General features: G+C 67.9%; 13 protein-coding genes. 11 read left to right on the top strand and 2 right to left on the bottom strand.

The genetic code is table 11. The annotated features are described in order from the left end of the window. The 5 genes from cysW to PHN62_RS07015 all read left to right on the top strand — a co-directional run bounded on the left by cysW (window position 1) and on the right by PHN62_RS07015 (window position 7487). Window positions 1–879, top strand: coding sequence for a sulfate ABC transporter permease subunit CysW (cysW, locus tag PHN62_RS07035; protein WP_300148258.1), 879 nt, complete (start codon window positions 1–3; stop codon window positions 877–879). 2 nt (window positions 880–881) lie between these two features. Then, a complete protein-coding gene (locus PHN62_RS07030) occupies window positions 882–1955 on the top strand; it encodes a sulfate ABC transporter ATP-binding protein (protein ID WP_300148255.1) in 1074 nt (357 codons plus the stop codon). A gap of 309 nt (window positions 1956–2264) precedes the next feature. Next, the gene (locus tag PHN62_RS07025; protein WP_300148252.1) at window positions 2265–2927 is read left to right on the top strand and encodes a TetR/AcrR family transcriptional regulator; all 663 of its coding nucleotides are present in this window, start codon (window positions 2265–2267) and stop codon (window positions 2925–2927) included. A gap of 4 nt (window positions 2928–2931) precedes the next feature. Further along, window positions 2932–4074, top strand: a complete 1143-nt coding sequence (locus tag PHN62_RS07020; RefSeq protein ID WP_300148249.1) for an efflux RND transporter periplasmic adaptor subunit — start codon at window positions 2932–2934, stop codon at window positions 4072–4074. A 62-nt stretch (window positions 4075–4136) separates the two neighbouring features. Next, window positions 4137–7487 (top strand): efflux RND transporter permease subunit, encoded by a 3351-nt coding sequence (locus tag PHN62_RS07015; protein ID WP_300148246.1) that lies wholly within the window; start codon window positions 4137–4139, stop codon window positions 7485–7487. Between the two features lie 57 nt (window positions 7488–7544). Here the strand turns inward: PHN62_RS07015 and PHN62_RS07010 are convergent, their stop codons facing one another. After that, window positions 7545–8210: a hypothetical protein gene (locus tag PHN62_RS07010; RefSeq protein WP_300148243.1), complete on the bottom strand. Its 666-nt coding sequence runs from the start codon at window positions 8208–8210 to the stop codon at window positions 7545–7547. Beyond that, entirely contained in the window at window positions 8197–8646 is a 450-nt protein-coding gene (locus tag PHN62_RS07005) for an Rrf2 family transcriptional regulator (RefSeq protein ID WP_300148240.1), read from the bottom strand. Before PHN62_RS07005 ends, PHN62_RS07010 begins: the two co-directional genes overlap by 14 nt. A gap of 561 nt (window positions 8647–9207) precedes the next feature. Here PHN62_RS07005 and PHN62_RS07000 point away from each other — a divergent pair. The 6 genes from PHN62_RS07000 (at window position 9208) to PHN62_RS06975 (ending at window position 13386) form a co-directional block, all read left to right on the top strand. Then, on the top strand, window positions 9208–9663 hold the full coding sequence (locus PHN62_RS07000) for a hypothetical protein (protein WP_300148238.1): 456 nt from the start codon (window positions 9208–9210) through the stop codon (window positions 9661–9663). 115 nt (window positions 9664–9778) lie between these two features. After that, window positions 9779–11365 carry a cytochrome-c oxidase, cbb3-type subunit I gene (gene ccoN / locus PHN62_RS06995; RefSeq protein ID WP_300148597.1) on the top strand — a complete coding sequence of 529 codons (1587 nt, stop codon included), beginning with the start codon at window positions 9779–9781 and terminating at the stop codon, window positions 11363–11365. Between the two features lie 3 nt (window positions 11366–11368). Then, entirely contained in the window at window positions 11369–12112 is a 744-nt protein-coding gene (gene ccoO / locus PHN62_RS06990) for a cytochrome-c oxidase, cbb3-type subunit II (protein WP_300148235.1), read from the top strand. Next, window positions 12109–12282 carry a cbb3-type cytochrome c oxidase subunit 3 gene (locus tag PHN62_RS06985; protein WP_300148232.1) on the top strand — a complete coding sequence of 58 codons (174 nt, stop codon included), beginning with the start codon at window positions 12109–12111 and terminating at the stop codon, window positions 12280–12282. Before ccoO ends, PHN62_RS06985 begins: the two co-directional genes overlap by 4 nt. Beyond that, window positions 12273–13172 carry a cytochrome-c oxidase, cbb3-type subunit III gene (ccoP, locus tag PHN62_RS06980; RefSeq protein ID WP_300148229.1) on the top strand — a complete coding sequence of 300 codons (900 nt, stop codon included), beginning with the start codon at window positions 12273–12275 and terminating at the stop codon, window positions 13170–13172. The genes PHN62_RS06985 and ccoP overlap by 10 nt, the downstream gene beginning before the upstream one ends. Next, the gene (locus tag PHN62_RS06975; protein WP_300148226.1) at window positions 13162–13386 is read left to right on the top strand and encodes a hypothetical protein; all 225 of its coding nucleotides are present in this window, start codon (window positions 13162–13164) and stop codon (window positions 13384–13386) included. Before ccoP ends, PHN62_RS06975 begins: the two co-directional genes overlap by 11 nt. Window positions 13387–13411 lie beyond the last annotated feature (25 nt).

The raw sequence follows: 13411 nt of genomic DNA, 5'->3' as shown, positions 1-13411 counted from the left end.
ATGGCCGGAGGAACCGCTTCCCTCTACGCGCGCGGGCGGGAAACCCAGCGCGGCGCCACGCGCGATCCCGCCTGGACGCGTCGTCTGCTCATCGGTCTGGGTCTGACCTTCTTCGCGCTGTTCCTGCTGGCGCCTCTGGCGCTGGTCTTCACCGAGGCCCTCCGCAAGGGCTGGAGCGCCTATTTCTCGGCGCTGGCCGAACCTGATGCGCTCTCGGCCGTGCGGCTGACGCTGCTGGCTGCGGCCATCGCGGTGCCGGTGAACCTCGTCTTCGGCATCGCCGCCTCATGGCTCATCGCCAAGCATCGATTCCGCGGGAGAACCCTGCTCACCACCCTCATCGACCTGCCCTTCTCGGTCTCGCCGGTCATCGCGGGTCTGGTCTATGTGCTGGTCTTCAGCGCGCAAGGCTGGCTCGGGCCCTGGCTGCTCGACAACGGCTACAAGGTGATCTTCGCGGTGCCGGGCATCGTGCTGGCGACGGTCTTCGTGACCTTCCCCTTCATCGCCCGCGAGCTGATTCCCCTCATGGAATCCCAGGGCACCGAAGAAGAAGAGGCCGCCGTGGTGCTCGGCGCCAGCGGATGGACGACCTTCCTGAAAGTGACCCTGCCGAACGTCAAATGGGGCCTGCTCTATGGCGTGATCCTCTGCAACGCCCGCGCCATGGGCGAATTCGGAGCCGTCTCCGTCGTCTCCGGACATATCCGCGGCCTGACCAACACCATGCCGCTCCATGTCGAGATCCTCTACAACGAATACCAGTTCTCCGCGGCCTTCGCGGTGGCCTCGCTGCTGGCGCTCCTCGCGCTGGTGACCCTCGCCCTCAAGACGTTCGTGGAATGGCGCGTCGCCAGCGCCCGCAGCGAAGGAGCCTGATCATGAGCATCCGCGTCGAACACATCAACAAGCGCTTCGGCGATTTCGTCGCCCTCAACGACGTCACCCTGGACGTGCCGGACGGCCAGCTGACCGCGCTTCTCGGGCCCTCGGGCTGCGGCAAGACCACCCTCCTGCGCGTCATCGCCGGGCTGGAGCAGGCCGATTCCGGACGCATCCTCTTCAACGGCGAAGACGCCTCCAGCGCGGACGTCCGCGAGCGCAACGTGGGCTTCGTCTTCCAGCATTACGCGCTCTTCCGCCACATGACGGTCTTCGAGAACGTCGCCTTCGGCCTGAGGGTCAAGCCTCGCCGCGAGCGCCTCCCGGACGCCGAGATCAAGGCGAAAGCGAAGCGTCTTCTGGAGCTCGTCCATCTGGATTGGGTCGGCCATCGCTATCCGGCGCAGTTGTCGGGCGGTCAGCGTCAGCGCATCGCCCTGGCGCGGGCTCTGGCGGTGGAGCCGCGCGTCCTGCTGCTGGACGAGCCCTTCGGCGCCCTCGACGCCAAGGTCCGCAAGGATCTGCGCCGCTGGCTGCGCGATCTGCATCACCAGCTCGGACTGACCTCCATCTTCGTGACCCACGACCAGGAGGAGGCCCTCGAACTGGCGGATCAGGTGGTGCTCATCAACAAGGGCGCCATCGAGCAGGTGGGCGGCCCGGCGCAGGTCTACACCCAGCCCGCGACCTCCTTCGTGCAGAGCTTCCTCGGCCATTCGAACTTCTTCGAGGGGCGCGTGGTCTCGGGGGCGCTCCAGGTCGAGGACGGCGGCCTCGCCCTGCCCGCCAACGCCCATGCGGACGGCTCGCGCCTGACGGCCTATGTGCGGCCCCATGAGCTGCACGTCACCCGCGAGGCCTCGGGGCCGGGCGTGGAGGCGAAGGTGGCGCGGGCTCTGGAGCTCGGGGCTCTGGCGCGCATCGAGCTGGTGGGAGTCCGCAGCGGCCGCCCCTTCGAGGCCGAGATTCCCAAGCGTGAACTGGCGAAACTGGCGCTGGCCCCCGGCGAGACCGTCCGTCTGGTGCCCGACGCCCTGCGCGTCTTCCCGGCGCAGGAGATCGCGGCCGAGTGATCCGCCCCGATCCCGACGAGCCGACTCCGCCAAGCCGGATTCGACAGGAACGCCTCCCGCCATGCTGCGGGAGGCGTCTTCCTGTTCCGGAGAGCTCCGGGCTTCACGCCTGAATCTCCGGGATCAGGGGAGATCTTCCGCGCTCCGGCTCCAGAGCGGCCCCGCAATCAACGACTTGAGGAGGCCAACCCGACTCCGCTCCCATGCGTCGACCGTTTTCCATCAGGAAGCAATTTCGGCTCCCGCCGATTTTTCCTGTTGAATTAAAACACGATCGTTCGTATTGAAATCCCGCTGGGAGCGGAGGATATGGCCAGACAGAGAAAGATCAGCGCAGACGACATCCTCGACGCCACCGAACGCGTGATCCTGCGCCTCGGGCCCGTGGGCATGTCCATCGACGCCGTCGCCAGAGAAGCCGCCGTCAGCAAGTCGCGCGTCGTCTACGACCACAAATCCAAGAGCGAACTCCTGATGGCCCTCATGAGCCGCCACCACGCGCGGCACGAGGCCGATCAGGAAAAAGCCGTCGCCGATCACGCCGACAGCCCCCATCCGGAGCTCTTCGGCCGGATCGCCATGGCCGAACGCGCCCCGGACGACACCGAGCGCGCCGTCTTCATGGCCGTCAACGCGGCCATGCCCTGCGAAGTCGAGATCCAGGCGAAGATCCGCGAATGGGTCCGCAAGGACATGGCCGACATCCGGAAGGGCGAACGTCCCCACGCCGCCACCATGGCCCTGCTGGCCCTCTCCGGCCTCTGCTGGACCGAGTTCTCGGGCGTCCACGAATGGAGCGCCCGGGAGAGGCGGCGGATTCTCGATGGAATCCGGATGATCTTCGCCACCCTCCCGGAGCCGGCCCCGGAACCGGAATCAGAACCGGAACCGGAAACGACATCAGAACCAGCGTCAGAACCGCTTGCGGCCCCCGCATCCAACGCTCCTTCCGGGAGCGAGAACGAAGGTTGATCCTGTGTCCTCCTCTCTTTTCCGCACGCTCCTCCTTCTGGGCGTCCTGCTGTCTGCGGCCTCCCACGCCCGGGCGCAGGGCTTCGGAGACATGCCGCCGCCCGTCGTGGGCGTGATGGTCCTCAAGGGCGAGACCACGCCCATCGTCAACGAGATGCCCGGGCGGATCTCCGCCACCCGGGTCTCCGAAGTCCGCGCCCGGGTCACGGGCGTCATCCAGGAGCGCGTCTTCGAGCAGGGCGCGCGCGTGGAGCGCGGACAGGTCCTCTACCGCATCGATCCGCGGCTCTTCCGGGTGCGGGTCGCCAGCGCCGAGGCCTCCTTGCAGAAGGCTCAGGCGGCGCTTTCGAACGCGCGGGTGCAGCTGGACCGGCAGATCACGCTGCGCCGCAGCAACGTCGCCAGCGCCGCCCAGTACGACGCCGCCGCCGTGGCCGTGCAGCTGGCCGAAGCCGACCTGGCTCTGGCCCAGACCGTCCTCGAAGAGGCGCGGATCAACCTCGACTACACCGAGGTCCGGGCGCCGATCTCCGGCGTGATCGGCGCGGCCCTCGTGACGGAGGGCGCCCTCGCCGCCGCGGACGGCGGACAGAATCTCGCGCTGATCCAGCAGCTTGATCCCATCTACGCCGATTTCACCCAGTCGGCGCAGGAGCTTCTGAGCCTGCGGCGCGCCGTGGCGAGCGGCGATCTCGCCAGCCCCTCGGCCAACGAGGCCCAGGTGGAGCTCGCCTTCGACGACGGCTCCGTCTACGAGCGCAAGGGCCGCCTGCTCTTCGCCAACGCGGGCGTGGACGCCAGCACCGGACAGGTCACCCTGCGCGCCGAATTCCCCAATCCGCGCGGCGACCTCCTGCCGGGCATGTACGTGCGGGTGAAGCTGACCCAGGGCCTGCGGCGCGACGCCATCGTCATTCCGCAAAGGGCCGTGCAGCGCGGCGCGAGCGGAGCCTCGCAGGTCTACGTCGTCGGGGCCGACGGCTCCGCCGAGGCGCGGCCCGTCAGGCTCGGTCGGGTGATCGACGGCGGATGGCTCGTCGAGGAGGGCCTGCGGAGCGGCGAAACCATCGTCGTCGACGGCGTGGGCAAGGTGAGGCCGGGCGGCAAGGTCTCGCCCCAGCCCTGGACGCAGGAGGCCTCGCGCTGAGGCCCCGCCGACTCCGGCACTGAACTCCAAGCCAGAACCGACGCAAACCGACAGGTTATCCCTTGGCCCAATTCTTCATCGGCAGGCCCATTCTCGCGTGGGTCATCGCGATCTTCATCTCGATCGCGGGTCTCATCTCCTTGCCCTCTCTGCCCGTGGCGCAATATCCCAACGTGGCGCCGCCTCAGCTGACCATCTCGACCTTCTATCCGGGCGCCTCTCCGCAGGAGATCTATCAGGGCGTCACGCGGCTCATCGAGGAGGAGCTGAACGGCGTCGAGGGGTTGATGTATTTCGAATCCACCTCCGACACCTCGGGGGCGGTCTCGATCACCGCGACCTTCGAGGCCGGAACCAACATCCAGCAGGCTTCGGTGGACGTGCAGAACGCCGTCCGCCGCGTCGAGCCGCGCATGCCCCAGATGGTGCGCTCCCAGGGCGTCTCTGTGGAGGAGGCTTCGGCGGGCTTCCTCATGATCCTGACGCTGATCTCCACCGACGGCTCGATGGATCAGGTGGCGCTCGGCGATTATCTGAACCGCAACGTCATGGGCGAATTGCGGCGTCTGGAGGGCGTGGGCCGCGCGCAGCTCTTCTCGGCGGGGCGCGCGATGCGCGTCTGGGTCGATCCGGACAAGATGCTCGGCCTGAGCCTCACCACCGACGACGTGCGCGCCGCCATCGGCGCCCAGAACGCGCAGGTCGCGGCCGGCCAGATCGGCGCCTCGCCCAACCCCGTCTCGCAGGATCTGACCGCGACGGTTCTGGTCAAGGGCCAGCTCTCGGACATCGAGGAGTTCGGCGCCATCGTGCTGCGCGCCAACGAAGACGGCTCGACGGTGCGGCTGCGCGACGTCGCGCGGCTGGAGGTCGGGGCGGAGAGCTACAACTTCTCCAGCTTCTTCAACGGCCAGCCTGCGGCGGCCATCGGCATCCAGCTTTCCTCGACGGGCAACGCGCTCTCGACCTCGGCGCTGGTGATCGAGAAGATGGACGAGCTGGCGCGCTTCTTCCCGCCGGGCGTCGAATATTCCGCGCCCTACGACACCAGCCCCTTCGTCTCGGCCTCGATCTCGAAGGTGCTGATGACGCTGCTGGAGGCGGTCGGGCTCGTCTTCGTGGTGATGTTCGTCTTCCTCCAGAACTTCCGCTACACGGTGATTCCGACTCTGGTGGTGCCGGTGGCCCTGCTGGGAGCCTGCGCGGTGATGCTGGTCAGCGGCATGTCGATCAACGTGCTGACCATGTTCGCGATGGTTCTGGCCATCGGCATCCTCGTGGACGACGCCATCGTGGTGGTCGAGAACGTCGAGCGGCTCATGGCCGAGGAGGGGCTGTCTCCGAAGGCGGCCACCCGCAAGGCCATGGGCCAGATCACCGGCGCCATTCTGGGCATCACGCTGGTGCTCTGCTCGGTGTTCATTCCGATGGCCTTCTTTCCGGGCTCGACGGGCATCATCTATCGTCAGTTCAGCCTGACCATGGTGGTGTCGATCCTGTTCTCGGGCTTTCTGGCGCTTTCGCTGACGCCTGCGCTCTGCGCCACCTTCCTGCGGCCCATCGCGCAGGGACATCACGAGAAGCGGGGGCTCGGGGGCTGGTTCAACCGCCGCTTCGACAACCTCACCACCGGCTACACCTGGCTGACGGGCGGCATGGCCCGGCGCGCCGGACGCATGATGGTGGTCTATCTCGCGCTGGTGGCGGGGCTGGGCTATCTCTTCGTGAAGCTGCCGAGCGACTTCGTGCCCGCCGAGGATCAGGGCTTCCTGATCGTGAACGTGGAGGGCCCGCCCGAGGCCAGCGCCAACCGCACCCTCGCCACGCTGCGCCAGATCGAGGGGATCTTCCGCGCCGAGCCTTCCGTCGAGAACATCGTGGCGATCCAGGGCTTCAGCTTCTCGGGCAACGGCGCGAACGCGGCGCTGGTCTTCGTGACGCTCAAGGACTGGGCCCTGCGCGGCGAGGGCCAGAGCGCCCAGGACATCGCCAACCGGGCGAACATGCAGCTGTTCGGCCTGCGGGACGCGACCTCCTTCGCCTTGTCTCCGCCGCCGATTCCGGGCTTCGGCGCGACGGGCGGCTTCACCTTCCGCCTCCAGGACCGCGCCGGGCTCGGTCAGGAGGCCCTGAGCGCCGCCGCCGCCCAGCTGATGGGCGCGGCCGCGCAAAGTCCGGTGGTGGCGGGCCTGCGCATCGAGGGCCTGCCGGACGCCGCCCAGATCATGCTGGAGATCGACCGCGAAAAGGCCAACGCCTTCGGCGTGACCTTCGCGGACATCAATTCGACCATCAGCGCGAATCTCGGTTCGGCCTACGTCAACGACTTCCCCAACGCCGGACGCATGCAGCGCGTGGTCGTGCAGGCCCAGGACCGCGACCGCCTCCAGGCGGAGGACCTGCTCCGGCTGACCGTGCGCAACCTGCATGGCGGCATGGTGCCGCTTTCGGCCTTCGCGCGGGCGGAATGGACCAAGGGTCCGCCGCAGGTGGTGGGCTACAACGGCTATCCGACGATCCGCATCTCGGGGTCTCCGCAGGCGGGGTTCTCCTCGGGCGCGGCGCTCGCGGAGATGGAGCGTCTGGCGCTGGATCTGCCGCAGGGCTTCGGCTTTGAATGGACGGGGCAATCCCTGGAGGAGTTGAAGTCCGGTTCTCAGGCGCCGCTGCTCTTCGGGCTGAGCATCCTCTTCGTCTTCCTGCTTCTGGCGGGCCTTTACGAGAGCTGGTCGATTCCGCTCTCGGTGATGCTGGTGGTGCCTCTGGGAATCATCGGCTGCGTGGTGGCGGCGCTGCACATGGGCATGGCCAACGACATCTATTTCAAGGTGGGGCTCATCGCGATCATCGGCCTTTCGGCCAAGAACGCGATCCTCATCGTGGAGTTCGCCAAGGAGCATTACGCCGAAGGCATGTCGCTGCTCGATTCCGCCGTCGAGGCCGCCCGGGCGCGCTTTCGCCCGATCATCATGACCTCGCTGGCCTTCTCGCTCGGCGTGACGCCTCTGGCCATCGCCACGGGCCCCAGCGCCGCCAGTCAGAACGCGCTGGGCGTGGGCGTGCTCGGCGGCATGATCTCGGCGACGGTGCTGGCGATCTTCTTCGTTCCGGCCTTCTTCGTCTTCGTGCTGAAGCTCTTCCGGACGCCCAGGCCCGGACATGAAGAGCAGGGCGGCCCCGCCCCGCAGGCCGGCCCGAAACACCCGACGCATCCGGCGCCGCAGGCCCCCGAAGCTCCGCAAGCCTCGCCTCCGCCGGCTGCGCCTCCCCCGGCTTCGCCCCCGCCGCCTCCCCGGACGGCGGAAGCGGTCTTCGCGCCCGCGCCGGGCTTCGCTCCGGCGCCCGCCGTCGCCGCGCCGAGGGCGGAGCCTTCCGGAGCGCCGCCGCTCCAGGCCCCTTCGGGCCTCGCCTGACCTCAGGGGGCGGCGGGAGACCGCCGCCTTCCCCACCACCACCCGGAGGAGGGGCCGTCAGGCCTCTTCTTCGCCGAAGGCCTCCGGCCCCGACCCGTGCCCTGATTCCGGCCAGTCGTAGATGTGGATCAGCTTGGGATCCTCGGCGTGGTCGATCAGCATGCGCCGGACCCGCTCCTGCCAGAGCTCGGCGAAGCGGGCCAGCTCCGCGGGAGTCGCGGCGCCCGAGAGCGCCAGAGGCGTCAGGGCGCGCAATTCGGGCGTCGGAGGCGTGTGGTTGGTGTCGATGTCGAGGATCACGCCGCGCCCCGTATCGCGCCGCCGCAGACCCATGACGCCGTCGATGGGGGCGTCGAAGCGCAGGAGTCCGCGCCGCGAGAAGAGCCCCTGCGGCCCCACCCCTCCGAAGCCGGTTTCGGGCGCGGCGCCCGTCGCGAGCCCGGCCACCAGCGCGATCACGCCCGTCACGCCCTGATCGCGGGCCTCGCGCAGATGGACCTCGACGCCGCCGCGCTCGGGGATCTCGTCGCCATAGAGCCAGGAGAGCCCCTGGAGCGTCATCAGCCAGGCCCCCGCCACCGCCGGACAGGAATGTCCCGCCAGACGCACGGCGTCGGCGTAGCCGTAGGAGAAGAGGCCGTCCCTCGTCGAGCCCAGAAAGGCCGCCAGAGGATCGCGCACCGTCAGACGCGGCGCCTCGTGGTGAAATTCAGGATGCTCCATCTTCGCCCGACCCTTCCGCGCGCGTTTCGCCTTTCGGCAGAAGATCGGCGAGGGTGCGGGCGTCCATTTCGGCCAGGAAGGCCGTCAGGGCCGCGCCGACCGCCGCCGTCAGCTCCGCCGGACGCTTCGCCTCTCCCGAGGCGCCTTCCGTTCCGGGGCCGAAACACTCCATGCTGGCGAAATCGGGCTCCGTCACGCGCAAAACCTCGCCGAGGGTGAGGCTTTCGGGCGCACGTCCCATCGCCAGGCCTCCGGAGCGCCCCCGCATGGAGCTGAGGAATCCGGCGCGCGTCAGCAGATTGGCCACCTTGGTCAGATGGCTGCGCGAGATGTCGTAGGCGGCGGCGGCCTCCTCGATGGTGACGAGGCGGTCCCGATGCCGGGCGGCGTAGATCAGAAGCCGCAATGCGTAATCGGAGAAACTGGTCAGGCGCATCGCGGATCAGGCCCCTCGAAGGAAGCGGAGAAGGAAGCACGGAGGGCGGCGGAGGGTCAACGCCGCCGGAAGTCCCATGTCCATGGAGCGAAAAGGCTTTCTTTCCTGGCGGACGCGCTGCCGGATCTCCGGTCGCGAGCGGCTGGCTTGCGGAGCCGGATATATGGAAGCGATCCTGTCGCGCACAAAGGGCCGGACGGAAAAAACCGCGCCGTCCGCTTCGGCGTCCTCAGGCGCTCTCAGGCCTCCTGCGGCGGCGCGAGGCGCGACGCCTGCGGCGGAATGACCGCGACGAAAAAACATGAATTCCTAAAACATGAATTGAGAATTCATGTAATCTCCTTAAACTTTCGTCCAGATTCGCGCGGTCGACCCCCTTCCGGGAGGAGCCCCCCGGACTCTGACCAGGAGCCTCCAACCGGGGGCCTCCGACCGGAAGACTCGAACGGAGCGGCTCGCGCGGGCGGCGGGCCGCGAAGGCCGCTCCGACGGATTTCAGGAAGACGACGCCCAGGCGTCGGGAGGACAGGCGGCGCCCTCGGCGCCGTCGGGGGAGAAGTCATGTCCGTTCATCGCGCGAGACCGGCCCGGGGATCGCCTGCGCTTCTGCTGGCGGTCTTCTGGCTGGGTCTTCTGGCGGGGGTCTCGTTTCTGGCCACGCCGGTCAAGTTCGCCGCGCCGGGCCTGAGCCTGCCCGTCGCGCTGGAGGTGGGACGCGTCACCTTCGGGCTGTTCTCGAAGGTCGAATGGGGTCTGGCGGCCCTGCTGTGCGCGGCGGTCCTGACGGGGCGCCTCGGCGCGGGGGCGACGCTTCCCGCGCTTCTGGCGGCGGGGATCGTGGCGCTTCAGGCGCTGTGGCTTCTGCCGGTCCTCGACGCGCGGGTCGGCGAGATCGCCGCGGGAGCTGCGCCCTCCGCCTCGCGCCATCACGGGATCTATGTGGCCCTGGAGGCGGCCAAGGCGCTGCTTCTGATCCTCGCGGCCCTGGCCGCCCTCCGCCCGAGGGAGGCGCGATGAGCTTCTCCCCCTCCGCCGCCATCGCAAGGACAGCCATCCGGAGAAGATGATGATAGCTCGACTGACACGGCACGAAAGGCAGAACGCCTTGATCATTCTGGGGCTCGTGGCGCTCATGGGGGCGGTTCTGGGCCTTGCGGGCCGCAGCGACCCTCTCGGCTGGCACGGTCTGCTGATCGTGGTCTTCGCGGCGGGGCTGGCCCTGCCGGTGCTCGGGGCGCTGGACGCGCCGGAGCCCACGGAGGATCGCGAGAGCGCCTATTACGACGATCCGACCCGCCTCGGCATCCTGCTGAGCATGGGATGGGCGGTCTTCGGGCTGTTCATGGGAGTCTGGGTGGCGGCGCTTCTGGCCTGGCCGGAGCTGACCTTCGTGGATTCGCCCTGGGCGAGCTTCGGGCGTCTGCGTCCGGCGCACACCACCGGCGTGATCTTCGGCTTCGGCGGCAACGCGCTGATCGCGACCTCGTTCCACGTGCTTCAGCGGACGTCGCGGGCGCGGTTGTCGGGGCAGTTGCTGCCCTGGTTCGTGCTGCTCGGCTACAACCTGTTCTGCCTTCTGGCGGTGACCGGCTATTTCATGGGGATCACCCAGTCCAAGGAATACGCCGAGCCCGAATGGTATGCGGATCTCTGGCTGGTGGTGGTCTGGGTCGCCTATTTCCTGATCTACATCCTGACGCTCGCCCGCCGCAAGGAGCCGCACATCTATGTGGCCAACTGGTATTACATGGCCTTCATTCTGGTGGTGGCGGTTCTGCACATCATCAACAATCTGGCTGTTCCGGTCTCCTTCGGCCAGGCCAAGGCCTATTCGGCCTTCTCGGGCGTCCAGGACGCGATGACGCAATGGTGGTACGGCCATAACGCCGTCGCCTTCTTCCTGACCGCCGGATTCCTCGGCATGATGTATTACTACCTGCCCAAGCGCGCCGGACGGCCGATCTTCTCCTACCGGATGTCGATCGTGAGCTTCTGGGGCATCACCTTCATGTATCTCTGGGCGGGGTCGCATCACCTGCATTACACCGCGCTGCCCCACTGGGTGCAGACGCTCGGGATGACCTTCTCGGTGATGCTGATCGTGCCGTCCTGGGCCTCGGCGGGCAACGCGCTGCTGACGCTCAACGGCGCCTGGCGCAAGGTGCGCGACGACGCCACGCTGCGTTTCATGATGATCGCGGCGGTCTTCTACGGGCTCTCGACCTTCGAAGGCTCCTTCATGGCGATCCGGGCGGTGAATTCGCTCTCGCATTACACCGACTGGACCATCGGCCATGTCCACGCCGGCGCCCTCGGCTGGGTGGCGATGATCACCTTCGGCTCGATCTACTACCTGGTGCCGGTGATGTGGGGCCGCGAGCGCATGCATTCCGCCGCTCTGGTGGAGGTCCATTTCTGGCTCGCGCTGCTGGGAACGCTGGTCTACGTCTTCTCGATGTGGAATTCGGGCGTGATCCAGGGCCTGATGTGGCGCACCTATGACGAGAGCGGCAGCCTGAGCTACAGCTTCGTCGATTCCCTCGTGGCGATGCATCCCTATTACGTCGCGCGCGCGCTTGGCGGCCTGATGTTCCTGATGGGCGCTCTGGTCGGCTGCTGCAACATCTGGATGACCATCCGGGGCGCCTCCGTCTCCGTTCCGCAGGACGACCGGCCCGCCGACCGCAACGCCGACCGCAACCTCGTCGCGGGAGAATGAGCCATGGCTGAATTCCACAAGAAGATCGAACGCTCGACCATCGGCTTCGTTCTGGCGATCATCGGGGTGTCCTCCATCGGAGGGCTCTTCGAGATCGCGCCGCTCTTCACCATCGACGACACGGTGGAGAAGGTCGCGGACATGCGCGTCTATACGCCGCTGGAGCTGGCGGGCCGCAACATCTACATCCGCGAAGGCTGCTACGCCTGCCATTCGCAGATGATCCGCACCCTCCGCGACGAGGTGGAGCGCTACGGGCCCTATTCGCTGGCGGCGGAATCGCAATACGACCACCCGATGCTCTGGGGCTCCAAGCGCACCGGGCCGGATCTGGCGCGCGTCGGAGGGAAATACTCCGACGCCTGGCATGTGGCCCATCTGGTCAATCCGCGCGACGTGGTTCCGGAATCCAACATGCCCCGCTACGCCTTCCTCGAGCGCAAGGCCCTGAAGGTCGAGGATCTCGGCGGGCATCTGGCGGCCATGAAGGCGGTGGGCGTGCCCTATGACGACGCCATGATCGCCAACGCCCCGGCCGACGCCCAGGGTCAGGCCATGCCGGGCAGCCTCATGGCGGATCAGGTCGCCGCCCGCTACGGCGACGCGACCAACATCCGCGTCTTCGACGGACAACGCGGCGTGGTCACCGAAATGGACGCTCTGGTGGCCTATCTCCAGATCCTCGGCAAGCTGACGGACGCGGCCCATCGGCAACAGCAGCAGCAAGCCGCGCTGGAGGCTCCATGATGGTCTTCGATCATGAAAACCTAGTCCGGATCGCCAAGAGCTGGGGGCTGTTCTACATGCTCGGCATGGCGGTGGGCGTGGTGATCTACGCCTATTGGCCGAAGAACAGGACGAAGTTCGACGAAGCCGGACGGAGCATTCTCGACAAGGACGACAAGCCATGGCGATGACGGAGAAGGACCCGGTCACCGGGCGCGAGACCACCGGCCATGAATGGAACGGCATCAAGGAGCTGAACACGCCGATTCCGCGCGTGGTCTTCGTCTTCCTCGGCCTGACCTTCGCCTTTTCGCTGCTCTGGTGGGCGCTGATGCCCGCCTGGCCGCTGGGCGCCAGCTACACGCGGGGCCTGCTCGGGGCGGATCACCGCCAGGACGTGAGCCGGGCCCTCGGCGCGGCGCAACGCGAGCGCGCAGCCTGGACGCAGGAGATGGAGAGCCTCCCCTACGCCGAGATCGAGGCGCGCCCCGATCTGATGCGGGTGGTCTCCGAATCCGGACGCCGGCTCTTCGGCGACAACTGCGCCGCCTGCCACGGCGCCGAAGGACGCGGAGGCCCCGGCTTCCCCGATCTGAGCGCGCAGCTCTGGCTCTGGGGCGGCGAGCCCGAGACCATCGAAGAGACCCTGCGCGTCGGGATCAACTCGACCCATGAGGAGACGCGCTACGGCCAGATGCTGGCCTTCGGCCGCGACGGCATGCTCTCGCGGCCGGAGATCGCTTCGGTGATCTCCTTCCTGCGCGCCCATGCGCAGGACGTCGGCGAGCCGGATCCGCGCGACGCCCAGGGCGTCGAGGCGGGCGGCGCGATCTTCGCCGAGCAATGCGCCTCCTGCCATGGCGAGGACGCGCGCGGACTCAAGACCGCGGGCGCGCCGGATCTGACGGACGGCTACTGGCTCTATGGCGGCGACCGGGCGACCCTCACCCGGACTCTGGTGAACGGGCGTCAGGGCCACATGCCCCATTGGGAGGAGCGCCTCACCCTCGCCGAGCGGCGCATCCTGACGCTCTACGTCCTTGGCCTGAAGCCCGCCGAGGGAGGCCCCGATGACTCCTGAAGCCGCGCAGACCACGCCCGGGGCGCGCCTCTCGACCCGCCTGAAGATCTGGGTCCTGATCGGGCTGGGACTGGGGCTGCTGATCGGAGCCAACGCCCATCTCGTCTATGTGGCCTTCGCCTCGCGGCCCGATTGCGTGGCTCACGTGAAGTCGCCGGTTCAGGTTCAGGACGCCGCCGCTCCGGTCTATCGGGCGGCCCGCCCGGCCTGTTGAGCCGCAAGCGCAGAAAGGAGAACGA

Origin of the sequence: Neomegalonema sp., assembly GCF_028688855.1 — a bacterium.
Classification (GTDB): domain Bacteria; phylum Pseudomonadota; class Alphaproteobacteria; order Rhodobacterales; family Rhodobacteraceae; genus Neomegalonema.
This window is presented reverse-complemented; position numbering and strand designations above follow the sequence as displayed.

Excerpts from the sequence above, each read along its gene's own strand:
- cysW (WP_300148258.1), top strand. The coding sequence starts at position 1 with ATGGCCGGAGGAACCGCTTCCCTCTACGCGCGCGGGCGGGAAACCCAG.
- PHN62_RS07030 (WP_300148255.1), top strand. The coding sequence starts at position 882 with ATGAGCATCCGCGTCGAACACATCAACAAGCGCTTCGGCGATTTCGTC.
- PHN62_RS07025 (WP_300148252.1), top strand. The coding sequence starts at position 2,265 with ATGGCCAGACAGAGAAAGATCAGCGCAGACGACATCCTCGACGCCACC.
- PHN62_RS07010 (WP_300148243.1), bottom strand. The coding sequence starts at position 8,210 with ATGGAGCATCCTGAATTTCACCACGAGGCGCCGCGTCTGACGGTGCGC.
- PHN62_RS07005 (WP_300148240.1), bottom strand. The coding sequence starts at position 8,646 with ATGCGCCTGACCAGTTTCTCCGATTACGCATTGCGGCTTCTGATCTAC.
- PHN62_RS07000 (WP_300148238.1), top strand. The coding sequence starts at position 9,208 with ATGTCCGTTCATCGCGCGAGACCGGCCCGGGGATCGCCTGCGCTTCTG.
- ccoN (WP_300148597.1), top strand. The coding sequence starts at position 9,779 with ATGGGGGCGGTTCTGGGCCTTGCGGGCCGCAGCGACCCTCTCGGCTGG.
- ccoO (WP_300148235.1), top strand. The coding sequence starts at position 11,369 with ATGGCTGAATTCCACAAGAAGATCGAACGCTCGACCATCGGCTTCGTT.
- PHN62_RS06985 (WP_300148232.1), top strand. The coding sequence starts at position 12,109 with ATGATGGTCTTCGATCATGAAAACCTAGTCCGGATCGCCAAGAGCTGG.
- ccoP (WP_300148229.1), top strand. The coding sequence starts at position 12,273 with ATGGCGATGACGGAGAAGGACCCGGTCACCGGGCGCGAGACCACCGGC.
- PHN62_RS06975 (WP_300148226.1), top strand. The coding sequence starts at position 13,162 with ATGACTCCTGAAGCCGCGCAGACCACGCCCGGGGCGCGCCTCTCGACC.